Raw genomic sequence first — 23183 nt, 5'->3', positions numbered from 1 at the left:
CTATCAAGGAGCTTTGCTCATTAGCTTCTTAAAACCCATTACCTCAAAGCACTTTTTTATTGGCGCTGTTATTACATTATTAATTGCATCAATAGAGTTATTTTCAACTGGGTCGCTTGCAAAGTTAGTTAACCGTGTAGAAGGTATAATATACGACTCTCGATTATTACTGACGCTTTCAGAGACGCCTAGACGCATCGATGAAACCGTTGTAATAATTGATATCGATGAAAAGAGCATGCAAGAACAAGGACGCTTTCCTTGGAGTCGCTCAAAATTAGCAGACCTTGTTACAAAGCTTAGTGATGCAGGTGTTATTGTTATTGCATTCGATATATTTTTTTCTGAACAGGAAGAAAACCCTGTTACAAAAATTATGTCTGAAATTCCTGATTTATCAAAAAAGTACACCATCCCCTTTGCTGAAATTACTAAACAAGTCGATGCAGACACAAAACTAGCAAGCGCATTATCTAAAAATGATACTGTTCTTGGTTTTTTACTAATTGATGAACAACTGACTAATCAAAACTTGCCAGCTAAAAACAGTGTTGTATGGGCAAGCGAAGAGCACACTAATTCACAAATAAACCAGTTTCCTGGTGCTATTGTAAATATTCCACAGTTACAAAATGCTGCAACGGGCACCGGCTTTATTAATGCACATATTGACGAAGATGGCTTTATACGTAAAGCAGCTCTTATAAATCGAGTTGGCGATAAGCTTTATCCTTCTTTAGCACTTGAAGTTGCTCGACTTTATACCCTTGCTGAAAACATAGAAACCCGTTCCAATAGGTTAGATGGTATAACCTTATTCGAAGGTATAAAGTTTCAAGATAAGTGGATTCAAACTGATGAGTATGGGCAAATATTAATTCCTTACAAAGGGCGTGCGCATAGCTTCCCCTATTATTCGGCTACCGATATTTTGACCAAAAAAATTGGTTTAGAGGAATTAGAAGGCACAGTAGCCTTTATTGGTACTTCCGCCGTAGGGCTTGCTGATTTAAGATCAACACCTGTTGGTTTGCAATACCCTGGTGTGGAGGTTCATGCCAATATATTTGAAGGTTTAATGCACCCAGAGCTACTTCCCTCTAAACCTAATTGGTCACAGGGAGCAAGCTTACTCATCATTGCATTGACGGGTTGCGTACTGTCGTTTTTTAGCCACGCTAAGAGCGCACGCTTTATTATTGTTTTGTCTCTTACAGTCACAAGTGTCGTTATATTTTTAAACGTTTATTTATGGTCAGTACAAAAAATTAGTTTACCTTTATTAATGCCTCTTTTACTCATCATTATATTAGCGGGTTATTACATCATTGTAGGCTCTATCGCTGAAATGAAACACAGCCGAAAAATAAAATCTATGTTTGACCAATACGTTCCTCCTGAGCGTATAAATCAAATGATACTGCAAGGTAAAAGTTTATCTCAAAAAAGTGAGCGAAAAAATATGACGGTGTTGTTTGCCGACATTCGTAGTTTCACTTCACTATCAGAAAGTATGTCGCCTCATCAGTTAAGTGAATATTTAAACGAATATCTTACAGCTATTACCAAAATCATATTTGATCATCACGGAACTATTGATAAGTACGTAGGCGATATGGTGATGGCATTTTGGAATGCCCCACTGAAAGATGAAAACCACGCTCGCCATGGTGTTGAAGCCGCAATGTCTATGATCAACGGGTTAACGAAAATAAATCAGTTATTTGCAGAAAACAACCAGCCTGCAATAAAAATAGGTATCGGTTTAAGTACTGGCGACATGAATGTAGGTGATATGGGTTCGGTTTACCGTAAAGCCTATACAGTTCTTGGTGATACTGTTAATTTAGCTGCTAGAGTAGAAAGCTTGACCAAATTTTATGGCGTAGCTATTCTTGTTACAGAAGAGACGATGAAAAAATGCCCTCATATTTCATTTCGTTTAATAGATAAAGTGCAAGTTGTTGGTAAAACAGCCGCTGTACAGCTGTTTGAACCTATAAACTTTACAGATAAGCTCGATGAAGAGCAGTTAAATGAAGTTAAAAAGTCGCATCAGGCCATGACGCTTTTTTATAAAAAAAACTGGCCACAAGCGCTTAGCTTATTTAAAGAGCTACACAGTACAACCGTATTTAGCCCCAACATTTATGCCATTTTTATTGAACGTATTAAGGGCACTGATTTGCAAACACTAGCTAAGGATTGGAATGGTGCCTTCAAACATACTAAAAAGTAGTAAACATATGCGACAGCACATTAAAGACAAAACAAACCTTCAGCATTTTATCGATATTAGTATTAGGCTAACAACAGAAAAAGACTCGTCTAAATTACTTGATGAAATACTGCAAGTTGTAATGTCGATAGCAAATTCTGATGCTGGCAGTATCTACTCCATTACCCCAAACAAACAACTCAAGTTTGAAACGGTAATAAATAAGTCATTAAATCTTTATTTAGGTGGCACGTTAGGGAGCCCTGTTGATTTCCCTAATATCGATCTTTTTATTGATGGCAAACCAAACGAAACCGCTATTGTTGCCCACTCTGCAAATTCTGGCGAAGTGATTAACATTCCTGACGTGTATGATGCCTTGCCTTTTGATATGAGCGCTGCACGCAAAATGGATGCACGCACGGGTTATCGTTCTGAGTCCATGCTAACAATTCCTTTAAAAGATCATGAAGATGACATTATTGGTGTTATCCAACTTATAAATGTAAAAGATGCGCAAAATAAAAACATTCCTTTTAGTGAAGAGCTCGTCACTCTAATTCGATCTTTTGCCTCTTTAGGCGCTATTTCGCTAACTAACTCAACACTAATTAAGGGAATGGAAGATCTCTTTTCGACCTTTGCTGAAACAATTGCGATGGCAATAGATGAAAAGTCTCCTCATACCGGTGGCCATTGTAAACGAGTGCCAGCACTCACGTTAATGCTAGCTGATGCCGTTAATGATATAAATAAAGGTCCTTTGGCTTCATTTTCGATGACTGTAGCTGACCGACATGAGCTTGATATAGCTGGCTGGTTACATGACTGTGGGAAAATAGCGACCCCCGATCACATCATGGAAAAGTCGACAAAACTAGAAACTATTTTTGATCGAATAAAATATGTAGATGCTAAATTTGAAATAATTAGCCGAGATTTAAAAATAGCGTATCAGCAAAAGATCATCTGTGCGATGAAGCTGCAAAAACCTATCGAAGTTCAACAATTTGAACGCCTACTTGATACCGAGCTTAAACAGTTGGCATTAGACCGTGCATTATTACAGCGTGTTAATGTAGGGGGCGAGTTTTTAGGTGATGCAGAACTTGAGCACATTGAACGCATTGCAAACAAATACCAACTCGTTATTAATGATATTAATACACCATTGCTCTCAGCTGATGAAGTTGAAAACTTAACAATACGAAGAGGCACGCTAACCGAAGCCGAACGTGAAGTAATGAAGCGTCATATGGATGTAACTAAAAATATTTTAGATGCCCTGCCGTTTCCTAAACACTTAAGCAATGTTACTGAATATGCTTTAGGTCATCATGAAAAACTTGATGGTACTGGTTACCCAAGAGGTTTAACCAAAGAGCAAATGTCGGTGCCTGCAAGGTTAATGGCTATTACGGATATTTTTGAAGCGCTATCTGCAGTAGACAGACCCTACAAAAAAGCAAAACCGGTCAGTGAGTGTTTATTTATTTTAGGGTCAATGGTTGCTAAAAACCATCTTGATGGTGATATTTTTGCTATTTTTATTGAGTCAGAGGTTTATAAAAATTATATCAACGAGTATGCAGATCCAGAGCAGTTAGATGAGATAGATTTTGATAATTTACCCGGTTACACACCTATAAGTTAGCACCTATAAGCCATGCCTTTATTCAAAATGCGCTTATTACAGTCTATAACTATTCAAACAAAAAAATGCCACCATACGGTGGCATTTACACACGGGGTTATTTCTACTTATAGAAATCCTTTTACTTTTTATTTGTTTTTTTATTTTGTTTTATTAACAAAAAATATGGCTCCAAAGGTAGCATTTAGTGCTTTGTGTAGCAACAGTAAAAGATAAAGTTCATATATCTGCCATATTAACGTCATAAAAAAGCGCGAAGTAAATTCGCGCTCATAAACTTAACGGGCGTTATATTTTAATACACACGTACTTTTCTTCTAAGTACTCATCAAGCCCTTGATGACCGCCTTCTCGGCCTAAACCAGATTGCTTAACACCACCAAATGGCGCTACTGGGTTTGATATAACACCTTCATTAACGCCGACCATACCAAATTCAAGCCCTTCACTAACTCGGTAAATTTGCTTAATATTTTGGCTGTAAAAATAGGCTGCTAGGCCAAATGGTACATCGTTAGCAAGCGCAAGCACTTCACTTTCTTCATCAAAAGGAATAACCGTTAATACCGGACCAAATACCTCTTCGTGGTAAATATCCATGTCTGTAGTTACGTTGTTTACTATTAATGGATTTTGAAAACTGCCACCTAAGTCACTATTATCGCCAATCAGCGTCGCGCCCTTATCGAGTGCGTCTTGTACTAACTGCTGTACTTTCTCTTTGGCTTTAGGGTAAATAAGCGGACCAATATCAACATCGTCTTCAAAACCATTTGCCACTTTTAACGCTGCAACCTTAGGCGTGATTTTTGACAGTACTTTGTCGAGAATATTACGTTGTATAAAAATACGGTTTGCAGCAACACATGCCTGCCCACTGTTTCTAAATTTAGCCGCCATTAGCCCTTCAATAGCTTCATCTAAGTCGGCATTATCAAAAATAACAAAAGGTGCATTACCGCCAAGTTCCATCGAGGTGCGTTTAATTGTGTCAGCACATTGCGTTAGCAACTGCTTACCAACACCGGTAGAACCGGTAAATGTAAACTTACGCACGACTTCTGAGTCAGTCAGCATTTTACCTACTGTTTTGGCATCTTGAGAAACCAGTACATTAAATGCACCTTTAACAAAACCGGCTTGATCAGCTAAGTAAGCAAGTGCGATAGCACAAAGTGGCGTGTGTTCAGAAGGTTTAAGTATAAAGCTACAGCCCGCAGCGTAAGCTGGCGCTACTTTACGAGTAACCATAGCAATAGGAAAGTTCCACGGCGTTATACCAGCTACAACACCGACAGGCTGCTTAAAGCTAGTTAAACGATGCAAGTCATCTGTTGGCGGAATTACATCTCCGTAACTACGTTTGGCTTCTTCTGCAAACCATTTGATAAAACCTGCACCGTAATCAATCTCACCAAGAGATTCTTTGAGTGGCTTGCCTTGCTCTTTGGTCATTAGCTCTGCAAGTGTTTGCTTGTGTTTTATTACTAGCTCATACCAGCGCATCAAGGTTTCGCTTCGCTCAGTGGCATTTGTCGTTTTTAACTTAACAAAAGCCCCTTGAGCTGCGTTTATTGCGCTATTTACACCCTGCTCGTCAATATCACTTACTTCAACAATACTTTTTTCGGTAGCGGGATCGTTAACACTAAAGCGCGTATCGGTTTTATAAAATTCGCCGTTAATAAATGAGTCAGAAAAAATAAGATTACTCAAAATAAACCTCCAAAATTACGTTTTCAGGTGTTAGCTTTTAATGCGTGGCATAGAGCCAAGGCTAACATTTTAGGATCTTTGCTCACGTGATAAGCGCAGCTTCTATATTTATAACCTAGAGTTAAAACACATAACGCCAGCAAGCTTTGCTTGCCTGCAAAATAACTTACGAGCTTTGCTTGTCACGCCTACAATTCACAAACAAAAAAGCCGCTGTATCAAACAGCGGCTTTTAATATATACATCGTTAAAAACTAGTGCTCTTCATTAACGATATTGAGATTGTACTTAGGTATTTCAACCACTAGGTCTTCATCTCTTATAATTGCTTGGCAACCAAGGCGTGACTCAGGCTCTAAGCCCCATGCTTTATCTAGCATGTCGTCTTCTAGCTCATCACTTTCTTCAAGTGAGTCAAATCCTTCACGAATCACTAAGTGACACGTAGTACATGCACAAGACTTTTCACAAGCATGCGCAATGCTAATACCATTTTTAAGCGCAGCGTCGAGTACCGTTTGACCTGTAGGAGCTTCAATTGCAGCGCCGTCAGGACATAATTCAGGATGTGGAAGAAAAACAATTTGTGGCATTCTAATCTCTCTTAAATGTTGTCTACTGACTGCCCTGTAAGGGCCTTTTTAATTGATGCATCCATTCTACGCGATGCAAAGTCGCTACTCGCATTATCGACTTTTTCGATAGCTGCTTTAATTTCGCCAGGCTCTTGTGCATTTTCGCGCACTTTTACCAGTTCTGCAATTTCAGCGCGTAAGTTAGCTAGTTGCATATCGTCAAGTAATGCACCATCGGCTTCAAGTGATGCGTTAAGCGCTTCTATTACGCGCAACGCTTCTACTTGTTGCTCTTTAAGCATACGCGCTTGCATGTCGCCTTTAGCGTTGCTCATTGATTCTTTTAGCATGTTAGCTACTTGGTCATCAGATAAACCAAACGAAGGCTTAACTTGAATCTCAGCTTGTACACCTGTTGATTTTTCCATAGCTGAAACACTTAATAGGCCATCAGCATCAACTTTAAAGGTTACACGAATATGCGCAGCGCCTGCTGCCATTGGTGGAATACCTTTTAAGCTAAACTTAGCGAGCGATCGACAATCATCAACAAGCTCACGCTCACCTTGCAGCACATGTAATGACATGGCTGTTTGACCGTCTTTAAACGTTGTAAATTCTTGTGCGCGTGCTACCGGAATCGTTGTATTACGCGGAATGATTTTTTCAACCAAACCACCCATCGTTTCAAGCCCAAGCGATAACGGTAATACATCAAGCAATAACATGTCAGAATCGGGCTTATTGCCAATTAACACGTCGGCTTGAAGCGCGGCACCTAAGGCTACAACACGATCAGGATCGATTGAAGTTAGCGGCTCTTTATCAAAAAAGCTTTGTACTTGGCTACGTACCAATGGCATACGGGTTGAACCGCCTACCATAATAACTTGCAGCACTTCTTCGTTTTCAATGCCAGCATCTTTTACAGCACGACGACACGAGCGCAGCGTTTTTTTAATTAGTGGCATAGCCATTTCATCAAACGTTTCGCGCGTTACTTCAACGGTGTATTTTTGATCGTCAAACTCAAGACCCACGTTTACTTTAGCGTATTGGCTTAATGCTTCTTTACACGCTTTTGCTTTATTGATGAATAAACGTAAAACTGAAGGTGATAATGCTGACACACCTGTTTGCTGCTTAAAGTAATCAACAAGGAGCGAATCAAAGTCATCGCCGCCGAGGCTAGAGTCGCCACCGGTTGCCATTACTTCAAACACACCTTGGTGTAATCTAAGTACTGATATATCAAACGTACCACCACCTAAATCGTAAACAGCAATAATACCTTCTTGGCCTGAATCTAAACCATAAGCGACTGCTGCTGCTGTTGGTTCATTTAATAAACGTAGTACGTTAATACCAGCAAGCTCTGCGGCATCTTTAGTACTTTGGCGCTGTGCGTCATCAAAGTACGCTGGTACTGTGATTACAGCCCCTAAAATTTCTTGGTTACCAAAACTTTGCTCAGCTCGTGCTTTTAATGCAGCTAAAATATGGCTTGATGCTTTAATTGGACTAATTTTACCTGCCGCAGTTTCTATTGCTAGCGCACCGTTGTGCTCACAAAATTCATACGGTAGTTGCCCATAACTTTGCTCTATTTCAGCCTGAGTTTTACCTAAAAAACGCTTAACCGAAATAAGTGTGTTAGCAGGGTCTTGCGTTGCTGCTTGTGCAGCTTCTGCGCCAACAGTAATACCGCCTGCTTGATAACGAACAACCGACGGTAACATAGCCGCGCCAAGATCATCAGTTAACGTGCGGGCTTCGCCACTTTGCACTGTTGCAACTAATGAATTAGTTGTACCAAGGTCAATACCAATTGCTAGTTTATGTTCGTGTGGTGCCGCGCTTTGCCCCGGCTCAGCAATTTGCAATAATGCCATAATGCTCTTTAAACTCGTGTTGCTCGCTTTGCAGCAAGTAATTAATCGTCAAATAAACTGTCTTCGATACGCTCTAGTTCTTCACGTAACTTATAAACAAACTTCAGTTTACGAATATTATCTGCGGCAAGTTGATATTGCTGCTCATCATTACTTGCTAATTGCTCAGCAAGTTGTGCACTGTATTGCGCGTTTAATTGCTTAATTTGTTTTTCAAAATTTGCAATGGCGGTATCAGGATCGCTAGCTGATGTTAGCTCTTCAAGTTCTTCGCGAAGTTCCATTTGCTGCATTAAAAACATTGGATCTTGCAAGGTTTGCTGCTCTGCACGAATATCAACGCCTAGCTCGCTCAACATATATTCAGCACGTTTTACTGGGTGCTTTAATGTTTGTAGCGCATCGTTAATTTCGGCAGTGCTTTGCACAGCCATTAACTTATCGCGGCTGCTCGCATTCGCGTGGCGATCTGGATGTACAGTACGCTGTAATTCCAAGTAGTGCTTGTTAACCGTTGCTAAATCAATATTGTAATCAACGGGGACTGCAAATAATTCAAAGTAACGCATAACTTCAACCAATAATATTCAGAAATAACAAAGCCCTACATTAACTGGCAGGGCTTATTTATACTACAAAGATATTTAAAGCTTAAACGGTAAAGCTTTCGCCACAACCACACTCATCTGCTTGATTCGGGTTATTAAATTTAAACCCTTCATTTAAGCCTTCTTTAGTGTAGTCGAGCTCTGTGCCGTCAATGTAAACTAAGCTTTTAGCGTCAACAATTAATGTAACACCTTTAGCCGCAAAAGTTTCATCGTCTTCGTTTAAATCGTCAACAAACTCAAGTACATAAGCAAGACCTGAACAGCCCGTCGTTTTAATGCCAACGCGCAGGCCTAAACCTTTACCGCGGTTTGCTAAAAATGATTGTACGCGGTTTGCTGCCGCATCTGTCAATGTCACTGCCATGAGTTTCTCTTCTTACTTCGCTTGTTTGCTTTTGTAGTCTGCAATTGCTGCTTGAATTGCGTCTTCGGCTAAAATTGAACAGTGAATTTTCACTGGTGGCAACTCAAGCTCTGCACTGATATCAGTGTTTTTAATTGTCGCTGCTTCGTCTAGCGTTTTGCCTTTAACCCACTCTGTTACAAGTGAAGAAGAAGCAATTGCGCTACCACAACCGTAGGTTTTGAATTTTGCATCTTCAATAACGCCAGTGGCAGATACTTTAATTTGCAGTTTCATTACGTCACCACATGCTGGTGCGCCTACCATACCCGTTGCCACTGACGGATCGTTCTTATCTAGAGTACCTACGTTACGTGGGTTTTCTACGTGGTCGATTACTTTATCACTATAAGCCATTATTCTATCCTCATTACCTGCTAGGGTATGTGCTCACACTATTAGTGGTGAGCCCATTCAACTGAATCTAAATCAATACCTTCTTGATGCATCTCCCAAAGTGGAGACATCTCACGTAGGCGACCGATAGAGTTTTTCATTAATTCGACGGTGTAATCAATCTCTTCTTCGGTAGTAAAGCGACCAATACTAAAACGAATTGAGCTATGTGCTAATTCGTCGTTACGGCCAAGTGCACGTAATACATAAGAAGGCTCTAAGCTTGCAGATGTACAGGCTGAACCTGACGATACTGCAATGTCTTTTACTGCCATAAGTAACGACTCACCTTCAACAAAGTTAAAGCTGATGTTTACAATACCCGGTACTGATTGGTCTTGTGTGCCGTTAAAGTATACTTCGTCCATATCTGCCATAATGCCGTCGATTAAACGATTACGTAAGGCGCTGATGTGTGCGTGATCTTTTTCGAAATCTTGCTTAGCAATTTTAAACGCAGTACCCATACCCACTAATTGGTGAGTTGCTAGTGTACCAGAGCGCATACCGCGTTCATGTCCGCCACCGTGCATTTGCGCTTCAAGGCGAGCACGTGGTTTACGACGAACGTAAAGTGCACCAACACCTTTAGGGCCATACACTTTATGTGCAGAGAACGACATAAAATCAACTTTAAGCTGTTGCACGTCGATTAATACTTTGCCCGCACTTTGCGCTGCATCTACGTGGAACATAATTTTACGTTCGCGACACATTTCGCCAATAGTCGCGATATCTTGAATTACACCTAGCTCGTTATTAACGTGCATGATGCTTACAAGTACTGTGTCGTCACGCATTGTGTCGGCAAGTTTTTGTAAATCAAGTAGGCCGTTTTCTTCAACGTCCATGTAAGTTACTTCAAAGCCTTGGCGCTCAAGCTCACGACATGTGTCGATTACAGCTTTATGCTCAGTTTTAGCGGTAATAACGTGCTTACCTTTTTTCTTGTAAAACTGTGCTGCACCTTTAATAGCAAGGTTATTTGATTCTGTTGCACCCGATGTGAAAACAATTTCACGTGGGTCTGCATTAATTAAATCAGCAATATCTGTACGCGCTTGGTCAACAGCTTCTTCTGCTTGCCAACCAAAACGGTGTGAGCGTGACGCAGGATTACCAAACTTACCGTCCATTGTCAGGCACTGCATCATTTCTTTAGCAACACGTTCATCAACAGGCGTGGTCGCTGCGTAATCTAAATAAATCGGTAACTTCATTTCTCTCTCCGCTGCAGGTCAACCTTAAAGTTGACAGCTTACTTGAATGTTTTCCAACTGCTTAATTGCATTATTGATACTGTTATCTTGGCGCGATGCTATTTCTTTCACATCTGATTTTTCCACCAATTCAGCAAGGGTAATATTATTCAAAAATTCTTCTATGCGTGCGCTTAAGTCTGACCACAAATTATGTGTTAAACAACGCATACCACTCTGACAGCCGGTATCGGCACCTTGGCAACGTGTTGCATCGACCGATTCGTCTACGGCGCTAATAATATCGCCAACAGAGATAACGCCCGCTTCACGTCCTAGTAAATAACCACCACCAGGTCCACGAACAGAACTTACTAGGCCATTTTTACGTAAACGAGCAAATAATTGTTCAAGGTAAGACAAAGAAATTTCTTGTCTTTGTGAAATATCAGCAAGGGCTACAGGACCTACACCTGTGTGTAGTGCAACATCCAGCATAGCTGTAACGGCATATCTGCCTTTTGATGTTAACTTCATAACGCCCCCTGCACAAAAGAGTGCAAATTTTAATTACCAGAGTAAATTAGTCAAGTATTATCACTTGATAAAAATTTGATTTATAAACTCTTACTTTTTAAATTGTAGAGTTAACAAACTTTCAATACTTGACCTCTTTGGTCAAGTATTACAGCCATTGTAATTACCTGAGTATTTTAGTCAAGTATTAGCTAGTTATTTACCCATTGGTTTTTATAACTAATAGCTATACCTAAGTTACTTAGGGATAGACTTATTAATTGAGGTGAGAATACCGCGTAAAATATTCATTTCGGCATCTTCAGGGTGAGCTCGGTTAAATAAACGACGTAATTTAGTCATAACTAAACCAGGGTGCTGTTTGATAATAAAGCCTGTTTTGAAAAGCGTCTCTTCAAGGTGCTCATAGAACAGCTCTGTTTGTTTTGAGCTTGGGTAAACAGCATCATCTTCTTCAACCTTTTTAGGTTGTTGATTTAAAAACGCCATACGTGTTTCGTAACTAAGTGTTTGTACGGCCATAGCTAAATTAAGCGAGCTGTACTCTGGATTAGCAGGAATACATACGTGGTAATTACAAAGCTGTAATTCTTCATTAGTTAAGCCGCTGTTTTCACGACCAAATACTAACGCTACAGGACCATTTACAGCTTCAGCAACGAGTTTTTCACCACATTCACGTGGTTCAACCATTGGCCACGAAAGCGTACGAGAACGCGCACTTGTGCCAATTGTTAATGTACAGTCAGCGATAGCTTCTTCAACAGTACCTACAATAACTGCATTGCCTAAAACATCAGTTGCGCCTGCAGCTAAAGCACTTGCTTGGCTGTCTATTTCACAAGCAGGATCAACTAAATAAAGCTTTGATAAACCCATGGTTTTCATGGCGCGAGCCGCCGAACCAATATTGCCCGAATGTGACGTGTTAACTAAAACAATGCGAATATCATCTAAGATCATTACTGTGCTACTTTGCTATGCCAAAAAATTGCGCAAATTCTAACATGAAAATGTAATAAGATCCTAGATTCAAAAGGCTAGATCCTAAGATCCAAGCCAATATAACGATTCTTACATGGGTAAATTTGTCGCTGCAAACACGGTATATATCTATAGCACAAAGCATACTAAATAAAATAACTATTACTGCTCAATCTATAACCGGGTGAACTAATGTTTTAAGCTATTATATTGAGAGTATAATTTACTCTAATAACTTAAAAGTAAGCCTATGAATAAGTCTATTTTTAAATAATGGCGATAGCTCAAACCTTAACAAAAACATATAAATAAAGTACTATCTGCTGTTATACTCTTTTTATTCAGAGAGGGTCTTATTCTAGTATGGTTACAATAAAGCAAGTCGCTGTCCACGCAGGTGTTTCATTTAAAACTGTATCGCGAGTCGTCAATCATGATCCAACAGTAAAAAATATTAACCGCGAGAAGGTTCTTAAAGCTATAAAAGAATTAGGTTATCGTCCTAATCGTGCGGCAAGTTTAACGCGACGTAAAAACTCAAACATTTACGCAATTATTGCTGATGAACTGCTTAGTGTCCCTTATACTTTTGATATTATACGTGGTGCCCAAGAAATTGCGTGGCAGAAAAATAAAGAACTGTTAATCCTCAATGTTAACGAAACCCAAGCGAGTATAGACAGAGCTATCGAAAGCCTTTTAGAGTATCGCGTAGAGGGCGTTATATATTCAGCAATGTATCATCGCCAAGTTTCGATCGCTGATGAACTAAAAAAAATACCAACAATTTTAGCGAACTGTTTTCCTGCTTCAAATAACTTTCCTTGCGTAGTACCTGATGAACAGCAAGCCGGTGAAGATATTACTGATGCATTAATACGCAAAGGCTATCGCCGAATTGCTTTCTTAAACTTAAATGAGCATATAATTGCTGCCAAAGGTCGCAAACAAGGCGTTATAAATTCATTTCAAAAGCACGGCTTACCACTCGATGATTTACTCATTGAATCGGTGATTATTGGTCAAGCCGATGGTAGTGAGATTTCTACTTCGAGAGAGTCTGCAGCGCGAGTAATAGACGAGTTTAAACCTGATGCTATTATTTGTGGCCAAGATCCCATGGCGCTGGAAATTTACTTTGTTGTGCATGATAAAGGAATGATCGTTGGTAAGGATATTGGTATAGCAAGTTTTGATGATTGGGGCAGTATTCCACAATTATTACAACCGAATTTAACCACCATGGCATTACCACACCATGCAATGGGACGTTGGGCAATGGAATACCTCATAGAGCAGCGTACTGATATTGTTCATCACAGCCTACCGTTTAATTTGATTGCTCGTGATTCGTTTTAATCGCATCTGCCTTTAATGTAAAAAACGACAATACGATAAACACACAAATAATCAAACCCAAATACTGATAGGCTAACGCAAAGCCTACATTATCATATACAACGCCTATCCCGACGGCTAACATTGACGCCACCAATTGCGTAGTAAATTGAAAGCCAATAATATAGATCATCGCTGAATAGCGCGCGTCAAAATGCATATTTATATATTTAAATAACGCAATCAGCATCAGCGGTAATTCAATGGCGTGTAATAATTTCAATAAACTAATGCTGATAGAGTCACTAACAATCCCCGAGCAATATATTCGTATCGCCATCAATACACCACTTAACAGCAACGAATTTTTAACGCCCATATAATTCACCCATTTTACAGCTAAATACAAAATAGCCGCTTCAAGAATAACTTGCGCTGAAGTTAAATAGCCAAAAAACTCTCGACCTTGCTCTCGGGTGTCAAAAAAAGAGGTGTAATAAATAGCAAATTGCTGATCAAATACCGCATAAATACAACTAACACCGATCACAAATACACTTAAACGCCAAAGCCCTGCAATTTTAAAAAATGCTTTAAGCTGTTTTACAGGAGAAAAACTCCGAGAAGGCGCTATTTCGGGCTGATTTTGTGCGACCTTAACAAAGGCTAAAAAACCCATTAAGCAAACCGCTGCAATGCTTGATAACCAATAATTTAAACTAGAGGATAAATTAAAGGATAAACCGGCAAAGTAGCTTGCCATAGCCCAACCCAGTGACCCCCACATTCGAGCTTTACCAAATTCAAAGTTCGTCGAGCGACTTTGTTTATCAATATAACTTTCAAGCGTCCCTACTCCAGCTAAAAACGCACATGAAAAAACGGCACCGCCAAAAATGGCAGCCAGATAAAACTGCGTTTGTAGTAGTGGCGCGTATACATAATGAACAAATGGACCAATTAACATTATAAAAAATGCAATGAAATAAAGCAGTGTTTTTTGTAAACCAAGCTTATCTTGCAAGATGCCGTAGCAAGGCATTACGAGTAAAGCCATGATGGAATTAATACTAAAGATTATCCCGACTTTAGCACTATTGAGGCCTACTTCTTGGCTAAGCCAAATAGGAAATAATGAAAATGAAAAAGACCATGCCATAAAATAAACAAACAAAATGACACTTAATAGTCGATAATTGCTACTCATATATCGCACAGCCTTAGAGAAAGATTAATGACTCTATAATATAGAGTCATTTTGGAAGTTATTTTTCTATTGCTATATTATTTAACTTAACGTCACTAAGCGACAAAGACTGCTCAGCACTCACTTGTATTTTATTGTAAGGAGAGGTTGGAAAAACAATCGAGGTCATAGAGCTAACCCCTTTATTTACAAACACTTCTACCGACGCTTTATCTACCCATATCTCGACATCGTAATACTCAAGACCCTTTTGTAATGGCGCAGTTTGTAAAGAAGCAAACCCATCTTCAAAATCTTTTAAACCCGATTGTCTTCGGTCAAGTACAAGTTGTCCTTGAGCTGGGTCTAACTGCAGCTTAGTGTATTCACCTTTATCAGAGCTAAGCACAATATCAGTAACTTGCTCAGCGTTTGATAAACTAAAGCTCACTTTAAATTGCCCAGGTTCGACAGTAAAAAGCTCATCTAACTGGTAGCTATTTGTGCCAGTTAGGGTTGCCTTTTGCTGTGTGTTACTCAGTAAACTATCGAGTTCTTTGATAGGTTGAGATGCCAAACGCACGCCTGCTGGCGTTTGTAATAACTTTAATTCTCTGGGAATCGTCATTGCACTGCGCCATACCTCAGTCGGTACTTGGTTTGCGTATTGCCAGTTACTCATCCATCCCATAAATAAGTGTCTACCGTCTTGAGCATCAGAAAAAGTCACGCCAGCATAATTATCTGTACCGTAGTCTAGCCATATTGACGATTCATACTTTTCTGTTGCTGCTTTATCAGAAAATACGATATCAGCAATTTTTATATGCCCCCAATCACCTCGTTCATTGTCTACCACTTTAATATGAGCTTGCTGGCCTTTTAATTGACTCACGTTCCAAGAACGCTCGGCCATTGTACCTGTATTGTTTCCACTCGCGGTTTTAACTATTTCACCATCAACTAACAACTGTATTGCGGTACTGTTGTGATGCTTTCCACCTGCAATTTTGAAGTTAATGAAATCATGATTAATCGCAAATGATTTTGAAGTTAAGGTACCAATTGCCTCATCCGAGCCTTTAAAAGAACTGGCAATGGTATTTGTAGGTTGATCATTTACTATATGAAATGCTTCACCCGATACTTGCCAATTTTTTAAGCCATTTTTGAAGTTAGAAAAATCAAGCCCTTGAGGGAAAACGGCAGGTGTTGTTGTAAGCATTTTTTGATAATCGCTATCCAACACAAATTCTTCACCGTCAAAATCGCCAACAAAATATTGTGTACCAGAACCGCCATTTGGCGCGCCAGGATTAATACTCACTAATAGAACATATTTATATTCGCCGGTGCCTTCAATACGCACGCGAATAAGATCTGGACACTCCCATACACCGGCGTGACTGCCCCAATCAGCGCCGAAGTTACTTTCAAATTGCCATGTTTTTAAATCTTTTGAGCTATAAAAGCCAATATGATCATCTTGAGCTAATACCATAACCCATTGCTGGGTATCTTCATGCCAACTTACTTTGGGGTCACGAAAGTCACGGATCCCAGGATTTTTTAATACCGGATTATTAGCGTATTTTATCCATGTACGGCCTTTATCGGTGCTATATGCTATACCTTGCGTTTGAAAATCAATCGCTCCCTGTGCCGCCTTTTTATCATCATGATAGGTAAATATAGCCACTAATGGTGGGTTATCTTTACTGCCAAAGCCGCTGCTATTTTGCCAATCAACTATCGCACTGCCAGAGAAGATAGTACCGTGCTCATCAGGAAACAACTTAATTTCTTGATGCTGCCAATTAACCATATCTTTACTAATTGCATGTCCCCAATGCATTGGTCCCCATACAGATGAATCAGGATTATGCTGGTAAAACAGATGATATTCGCCTTGGTAGTAAACCATACCATTAGGATCGTTCATCCAATGCTTTTCAGGAGTAAAATGAAAAACAGGTCGAAACGCCTCTTTGCTCGGTTTATCTGTCCCCTTAAGGGCTGTTTGTTCAGTTGGGTTTGTCATGCTACATGCTGCCAAAAATGATGAAATTAAAACTAAATTAACGGTTCGCATCTAATGCTCCATGCTTATTATTGGTATCTAATGAAATTGCTTCTAAAGAACATCCCTTTGTTTCTGGCATAAACCACACAACAAAAATCAATTGCCCTAACATCATTAAAGTAAAGAAAGTGAATACTTCAGTGGCACTAAAACGTTCTAAGAAAAATGGCATAAGTAAAGTGATTGCTGCGGCAAAAAACCAATGCGTACCGGAGCCTAAAGATTGCCCTTTTGAACGTACTTTGTTCGGGAATATTTCTGCAATGAAGACCCAAATAACGGTACCTTGGCCAATGGCATGAGCGGCAATAAACACAAATACAAACGCTACAACCGTTAAGCCTCCAGAGTCAGTACTAAATGCCCACGCCACGACAGAGAGGGAAATAACGTAGCCAATTGAGCCGATATACATCAGCGAACGTCGGCCAAATTTATCAATCAACGATAAACCCAGCATGGTAAAACATAAGTTAACCACGCCAATTCCAGCGCCTGAAAGTAAGGATTGATTTACATCCAATCCTGCAAGTTCAAATACGCGCGGTGCATAATAAATAATAAAGTTAATGCCAGATAATTGATTAAATGCGGCAAATAAAAATGCAAATAAAGCCGCCTTATTGTAACTACCACCAAATAGCTTTGATTGACTGTTTTGTAACTTGTCGCGTTCTATGTCATTTAATACTTGGTCTGGGTTTTGTTCACCTAAAGTAACTAAGATTGAACGCGCTTTAGCTTTTTCGTTTTTCTTTTGCACTAACCAACGTGGGCTTTCAGGTGCCTTAATGATCATTAATAAATAAGCTAAGGCCGGTATTGCCTCCACACCTAACATTAAACGCCAGTCAATTGCAGATGTTCCTGCAATCAAAAAATTAGAAACAAACGCAACTAAAATACCAAATACAATTTGAAACTGATAAAGCGCGACCAAACGCCCACGGTACTTAGCAGGTGCAATCTCAGAGATATAAGCAGGTACAACAATTGAAGAAATACCCACTCCCACGCCACCAATAAACCGTAGTAAGGCGAAGCTATATGCGTCAGGTGCCATGGCGGAGCCAAGCGCCGAAACTAAAAACAACACACCGACTAAAATCAATGTGGGTTTTCTACCCCACTTATCGCATGGATAATTACCAGTTAAGGCACCAAGTAGAGTTCCCCACAAAGCTGAAGACATAATAAATAAGCCATGAAATAACGAGCTCGTATTCCATAATGCTTGAATAGGTTTATCCGCACCGGATATAACAGCAGTATCAAAGCCGAATAAAAAACCAGCAACTGCAACAGTGACTGACCAGTAAATAATTTTTTTCATAATCACTCTTAAAACTTAAAGCTTAAAAGGTGGGCCGAAACCCACCACTATTAATAACTTGGGTTTTGTGTGTACGACCCACCACTTAAAATAATTTGCTGGTTTGGAATAGGTAAATACTCATGCTTACCTTTAGTGAAAATAGCATCGACCAAATAAGGTTTGCGTACAGCTTCAATTGCTAAGTAACTATCAATAGTTTCTTTTGCTATTCCCCAACGCACTAAGTCGAAAAAGCGATGTCCTTCAAGCCCTAATTCTAAACGTCGCTCAAAGCGCAGTGCTGCTCTTGCTAGCTCTTTAGAACCAAAACTTGCATATAAGCCAATGTTATAAATACTCGCGTTATGCAATCTATCGGTGCTGTGTTTAGCGCGTTCACGAATACGGTTAATGATTGGCAATGCTTCGTCATATCTGTCTAACTCAATTAATGCTTCTGCTTTCCAAAGCAATACATCAGCGTAACGGATAAGCGGTGTATTTAATGAAAAGATTGGAAAAGGTCCATTCTCACCACGACAACTACAGTCAGGGTGTTCAAGATCTTTCATTGCCGTAAAGTTGCCATATATACCTGGTGCGCGTGCCCAACTATCACCGCCATGGATCAAGTTGTCATCATACTTAAATGGTTTACCTTCCATTGCCACGGTGTGATCTAAGCGAGGGTCAACTGAGTCAGTCGTCATGTCGTAGTTAAAGTCGTTAAAAGAGTCGAATAATGGCAAACCTTGTTGGTCTGTTTTAAACGCATTAACAAAATTTTCTGTTGGCACATGAAAACCACAACAGCCAAAACCACCAGCCATTGGCGCATTTAATGCACTAGGCCAGCTACCACGTCCATCTGGAGAGCCGTCATTTAGAGAGCGCTGAATAGCAAAAACTGATTCTTTACCATTTTCACTTTCAAACAAAAAGTTATTCGCGTAATCATCAAATAAGCCATAGACGCCGGCCTCTTCAATTTCATCAACCAGGGCCACTACTTTTACAAGTTTATCTTTATTAATATTAATAACTTGATGTAGCTCATTCTGCTCATACGCTTGGTAGAGCAATGTTTTAGCTAGATATGCCTTAGCCGATAACGCTGAAGCGCGCCCTACATCTTCTTGGGTTTGTGGTAAATTGTTTGCAGCAAACTCAAAATCTGCAGCAATTTTATCCCATAGCTCCTGATCGTTCAGCTCACGATTAGTAGCGCTAAGAATTTGATCTTGCGTCATTGTTTCATCAATCCACGGAATATGCTTATGATGTATTTTTAAATCAAAGTAAAAAATACTGCGGATAAACCGCAGTTCGGATTGTTTTGCAGCACTGTTTTCAATTGCTTCTGGCGCATTTGCGATTACTGCTAATGCTGAATTTGCTCTCGAAATTCCCGTGTAATTACGTACCCATTTTTTATTGTTCAAATCAATTAAATCTGGCGGGAAAGACTCCATATCAGGCACTATTGGCTGATATAAAGACAAAGCATGATAAGCAAAGATATCACCGGGTCCATTACCACCTTTGTGAGCATCTCCGGCACGTAAGTTTCCTGTCGGCCATAAAAAGTTAGGCGCAGTATAATGATCGTTTCCTAAATATGAGTAGGCAGCAATAATCAACGCATCTACATTTTCACTGTTAGAAACTTGCTCTTCGGTTAATACCCCAGAAGGTGCAACATCAAGATCAGAATCACCACACGATGCTAAAGAAAGCGCAAGTGTAGCTGCTGTAAATAGTGTTTTAATTTTATTCATAATATGTGCTCGTATCGTTGTCGTTTTAATAAATCAAAAAGAAAGGTTCACGCCTAACGTGATACGTTTTGGTATTGGGAAGTTGCCGTTTGGAGTTTCTGGATCCTGGCTTAGCGTCCCTGATGGAGTAATGGTCAATAAGTTACTTCCCTGCAAATAAATTCGTGCAGAACTTATACCGTATTGACTTAACCACTGTTCATCAGGTGTATAACCGATAGATAAGTTACGAAGCTTTATGTAGCTGCCATCTTCCCAAAACAAACTTGATTGACGGCCTTCACCATTATTATCGATTAAAGTTAATGCCGGTACATTACTGTCTGTATTGTTAACTGACCATGCATCAAGAACACGATCACCGTAGTTAGAGCCTATATTTAATGATGTGAAGTCAGTAAACCCACGCCAGCTGTTACGTATCTCGCCACCCTGAACACCCTGCCAGAACATATTGAAATCCCAATTTTTGTATTTGAAATTCATGTTCAATCCATACATAAAGTCAGGATCAGTATCGGTGAAAAAGCTTTGATCGTTTTCATCAATCACGCCATTGCCGTCTAAATCTTTCCAGCGAACTCGGCCTAAACCAGCCCCAGATTGCGCTGCGTGAGCATCTATTTCACCTTGATTTTGGAATAACCCATCGGCAACATAACCATAAATAGAATTGACTGAATGACCAACAATCGTTTTATCATCACCATTACCACCAAATGAGTTAACAACGTCCTCTGGTAATGAAACAACCTTATTTTTAGCTGAAGAAATGTTAAAGCTAATATCGACATCGATATCACCATCTAAGCTATCAAAGGTAAGGTAATCGGCGTATCCAATGAGAAACTCAAAACCAGAGTTTTCAATCGTGCCGCCATTGACCCATTGCTGAGCGCCTTCCCCTAATGTTGCAAGTGGATTGGTTAACGTTAAAATATCCTCTGTGGTTTTCTCAAACCAATCGATACTGCCGTAAATGGTTTCGTAACGCATGCCAAAATCAAGACCAATGTTTGTTTGCGTTGATGTTTCCCACTTTAGGCCATCATTCCCTGTTTGTGCTTTTACAAACCCAGAAGGAAGCGTGCCGCCATTTGCACCGCCTATATCATAAGCGGTCCCTTCATCTTGCTGATCAGTGAATAAAGATCGAGTTGCATAGCGGCTTAAATACGTTGTATATGTTGCATCGGTAGGGATTTCTTGATTACCCGTTTTGCCCCAACTAGCACGAAGCTTTAAGGTAGATAAAAATTCAATATCATAGAATGATTCGTTGCTGATCACCCAACCTGCAGAAATAGCGGGGAAATTACCGTAGCTATTATTACTACCAAAACGAGATGAACCATCGCGACGAATTGTTAAACCTGCTAAATATCGGTCATCGAAGTTATAGTCAATACGCGCAAAATAAGAATTAAGAGACCATTTATCGCCATCCCCTTCCACACGAACATCGCCCGTTGCTTGTGATAAATGAGCATAATCACGATCATCAGACGCAAAACCTGAACCAAAACCAACAGATCCTTCATACTCATAATCTATTTGTTCTGTACCAACCAAAAACGTAAAATGATTTGTGTCTAAATCAAGCTTATATTCTGCGGTATTAGTCCAACTAAAACTGCTATTCCAATTTTCTGTCACTGACAGCTGATCACCATAGTTTAGCGAGCCAGCTTGAAAAGCACGGGTATAGTTTCTGAAGTAGTATTGCCCGTAATCTAAACCGATAGAGCTTTTTAACGTTAAGTCCTCTATTGCCTCATACTCAACAAAAATATTCCCCATTAATTTATTGAATCTACTGACATTGTCTCGATTCATTTCAATTAATCTAAATGGATTATCACGGTCAGTTACACCTGGAACAGGTCCTCCCCAGCCACCTTCATCGTTGTACACAGGAACGATAGATTGTTGTTCTATTGCCAAAGTTAGAATATTACCGGCCAGATCATTAACCAAGTTTGATTCTTGGTTTGTCACTATAAAGTTTTCACCAATCTTAAGCTTATTCGTTAGCTGATAATCAGAATTAACGCGAAAGCTTATTCGTTCAAACTCTGAGCCATCAACAACACCTTCTGAGCCGAAATATCCAAGTGAACTATATATCGAAGCTTTGTCTGAACCACCTGCAACTGAAAAGTTAAGATCGGTTACTTTTGCAGAGCGTGTAACTTCATCAAACCAGTTTGTATCTGCTGGGCGTTGCACCTGTGCAGCATCCGTAAACTCAGGAAAAACAACGTTGTTTAATTGAGGGTTATTAAAATCATTATTCCAATCATAAGTATAAAGAGAACTTGCTGCATTTGGATCTGAGCCGTCGTTTACTGCAGCTTGCCAAACTGCTTGTGCCCTTTGCTGTGTATTTAATGGATTTAATTCATAGTTAAAATCATCATATGACTGATTAAAAGAGAAATTAAAGTCGAGCCCTTCATTCCCTTTTTTGGTGGTGATAATAATGACCCCATTACCAGAGCGAGCACCAAAAATACTTGCAGCTGCCGCATCTCTTAGCACCTGTATATCAGCAATATCATGGCTATTAAGTTCATGCATTCCAGATTTAGTTGGTACGCCATCAATAACATATAATGGATCGTTATTTCCAAGTGGCCCTAAACCTTGACCACGAATACGCACCGTTGCTGCAGAGTTAGGTGAACCATTCGTTGTAATTTGCAAGCCAGGCACACGCCCCTGCAAATTTTGCATGATATTACCTGAAGGCTGATCAACGACATCTTCAAGCTCAACTGTACTCACTGCGCCGGTTAAATCTTGTTTTTTAACACTTCCATAACCATATGAAACTTCAATAACTTCAATACCATCATTAGGAGTAATTTCATTTTTTTGCTGCTCGGCGGCAAAAAGACTTAATGGCAATGAACAACCTAGCAGTATAGTGCTAACACTTACTGCTAGTTTAGTTTTGTGAAATATGAGCATTGTGTGTCCTCATTTTAATTTTACTTTTTAATATTGATTTCAGCATTCAATTAAACAACGTTGTCTTTTGTGTAAAAAAAAATACTTTTTTTATCGTTCTTAAGTTGCTTTAGTAAACCAGACAAACAAAACAACGTTGTCTTTTTAACATTTAAAAAACATCTATTCAATATAAATTAAAAATTATTAACGACAGCATTAATGCTTTTGAATGTTAATCTGGGATGGATAAATAATAATCAAGGTGTTATGAATTTATTGCGAAGTCAATTATCCAGCTTAAAGATAACGACTATCCTAGTGCAGGCAATTATTTTAAATTATG

At 39.5% G+C, this 23183-nt stretch carries 17 protein-coding genes; 3 read left to right on the top strand and 14 right to left on the bottom strand.

Translation table 11 applies throughout. From position 1 onward, the window contains the following. Positions 1-13 precede the first annotated feature (13 nt). Both AC5NT5_RS02210 and AC5NT5_RS02205 read left to right on the top strand, forming a co-directional pair. Positions 14-2239 (top strand): CHASE2 domain-containing protein, encoded by a 2226-nt coding sequence (locus AC5NT5_RS02210; RefSeq protein WP_494513276.1) that lies wholly within the window; start codon positions 14-16, stop codon positions 2237-2239. Next, positions 2211-3872: an HD domain-containing phosphohydrolase gene (locus tag AC5NT5_RS02205; protein WP_494513275.1), complete on the top strand. Its 1662-nt coding sequence runs from the start codon at positions 2211-2213 to the stop codon at positions 3870-3872. The genes AC5NT5_RS02210 and AC5NT5_RS02205 overlap by 29 nt, the downstream gene beginning before the upstream one ends. Before the next feature lie 288 nt (positions 3873-4160). Here the strand turns inward: AC5NT5_RS02205 and AC5NT5_RS02200 are convergent, their stop codons facing one another. The 9 genes from AC5NT5_RS02200 to trmJ all read right to left on the bottom strand — a co-directional run bounded on the left by AC5NT5_RS02200 (position 4161) and on the right by trmJ (position 12164). Further along, a complete protein-coding gene (locus AC5NT5_RS02200) occupies positions 4161-5588 on the bottom strand; it encodes an NAD-dependent succinate-semialdehyde dehydrogenase (RefSeq protein WP_494513274.1) in 1428 nt (475 codons plus the stop codon). Positions 5589-5842: 254 nt separating this feature from the next. Beyond that, the gene (gene fdx / locus AC5NT5_RS02195; protein WP_002958430.1) at positions 5843-6181 is read right to left on the bottom strand and encodes an ISC system 2Fe-2S type ferredoxin; all 339 of its coding nucleotides are present in this window, start codon (positions 6179-6181) and stop codon (positions 5843-5845) included. 11 nt (positions 6182-6192) lie between these two features. Then, positions 6193-8055, bottom strand: coding sequence for a Fe-S protein assembly chaperone HscA (gene hscA / locus AC5NT5_RS02190; protein WP_002958429.1), 1863 nt, complete (start codon positions 8053-8055; stop codon positions 6193-6195). A 41-nt stretch (positions 8056-8096) separates the two neighbouring features. Beyond that, a complete protein-coding gene (gene hscB, locus AC5NT5_RS02185) occupies positions 8097-8624 on the bottom strand; it encodes a co-chaperone HscB (protein WP_002958428.1) in 528 nt (175 codons plus the stop codon). Positions 8625-8706: 82 nt separating this feature from the next. After that, positions 8707-9030 carry an iron-sulfur cluster assembly protein IscA gene (gene iscA / locus AC5NT5_RS02180; RefSeq protein WP_002958427.1) on the bottom strand — a complete coding sequence of 108 codons (324 nt, stop codon included), beginning with the start codon at positions 9028-9030 and terminating at the stop codon, positions 8707-8709. A gap of 12 nt (positions 9031-9042) precedes the next feature. Further along, entirely contained in the window at positions 9043-9426 is a 384-nt protein-coding gene (iscU, locus tag AC5NT5_RS02175; RefSeq protein ID WP_002958426.1) for a Fe-S cluster assembly scaffold IscU, read from the bottom strand. Between the two features lie 41 nt (positions 9427-9467). Continuing rightward, complete coding sequence (locus AC5NT5_RS02170) at positions 9468-10685, bottom strand: IscS subfamily cysteine desulfurase (RefSeq protein WP_002958425.1); 1218 nt, start codon at positions 10683-10685, stop codon at positions 9468-9470. Positions 10686-10709: 24 nt separating this feature from the next. Then, complete coding sequence (gene iscR, locus AC5NT5_RS02165; protein ID WP_002958424.1) at positions 10710-11201, bottom strand: Fe-S cluster assembly transcriptional regulator IscR; 492 nt, start codon at positions 11199-11201, stop codon at positions 10710-10712. Between the two features lie 237 nt (positions 11202-11438). After that, positions 11439-12164 carry a tRNA (cytosine(32)/uridine(32)-2'-O)-methyltransferase TrmJ gene (trmJ, locus tag AC5NT5_RS02160; protein ID WP_002958423.1) on the bottom strand — a complete coding sequence of 242 codons (726 nt, stop codon included), beginning with the start codon at positions 12162-12164 and terminating at the stop codon, positions 11439-11441. A 384-nt stretch (positions 12165-12548) separates the two neighbouring features. Here trmJ and AC5NT5_RS02155 point away from each other — a divergent pair, with 384 nt between their 5' ends. Beyond that, positions 12549-13544, top strand: a complete 996-nt coding sequence (locus AC5NT5_RS02155; RefSeq protein ID WP_002958422.1) for a LacI family DNA-binding transcriptional regulator — start codon at positions 12549-12551, stop codon at positions 13542-13544. Here AC5NT5_RS02155 and AC5NT5_RS02150 read toward each other — a convergent pair. Genes AC5NT5_RS02150 through AC5NT5_RS02130 form a run of 5 tightly spaced genes read right to left on the bottom strand, consistent with a single transcriptional unit; the run spans position 13516 to position 22858 of the window. Beyond that, positions 13516-14730 carry an oligosaccharide MFS transporter gene (locus AC5NT5_RS02150; protein WP_494513273.1) on the bottom strand — a complete coding sequence of 405 codons (1215 nt, stop codon included), beginning with the start codon at positions 14728-14730 and terminating at the stop codon, positions 13516-13518. The two genes, AC5NT5_RS02155 and AC5NT5_RS02150, sit on opposite strands and share 29 nt — an antisense overlap. 58 nt (positions 14731-14788) lie before the next feature. Continuing rightward, entirely contained in the window at positions 14789-16801 is a 2013-nt protein-coding gene (locus AC5NT5_RS02145; protein WP_494513272.1) for a glycoside hydrolase family 32 protein, read from the bottom strand. Further along, the gene (locus tag AC5NT5_RS02140; RefSeq protein WP_002958419.1) at positions 16788-18125 is read right to left on the bottom strand and encodes a sugar porter family MFS transporter; all 1338 of its coding nucleotides are present in this window, start codon (positions 18123-18125) and stop codon (positions 16788-16790) included. The genes AC5NT5_RS02145 and AC5NT5_RS02140 overlap by 14 nt, the downstream gene beginning before the upstream one ends. Positions 18126-18175: 50 nt before the next feature. Further along, complete coding sequence (locus AC5NT5_RS02135) at positions 18176-19885, bottom strand: RagB/SusD family nutrient uptake outer membrane protein (RefSeq protein WP_494513271.1); 1710 nt, start codon at positions 19883-19885, stop codon at positions 18176-18178. A 33-nt stretch (positions 19886-19918) separates the two neighbouring features. Then, on the bottom strand, positions 19919-22858 hold the full coding sequence (locus AC5NT5_RS02130) for a SusC/RagA family TonB-linked outer membrane protein (protein WP_010554114.1): 2940 nt from the start codon (positions 22856-22858) through the stop codon (positions 19919-19921). Positions 22859-23183 lie beyond the last annotated feature (325 nt).

Source organism: Pseudoalteromonas sp. J2K-J599 (genome assembly GCF_059295115.2).
This window is presented reverse-complemented; position numbering and strand designations above follow the sequence as displayed.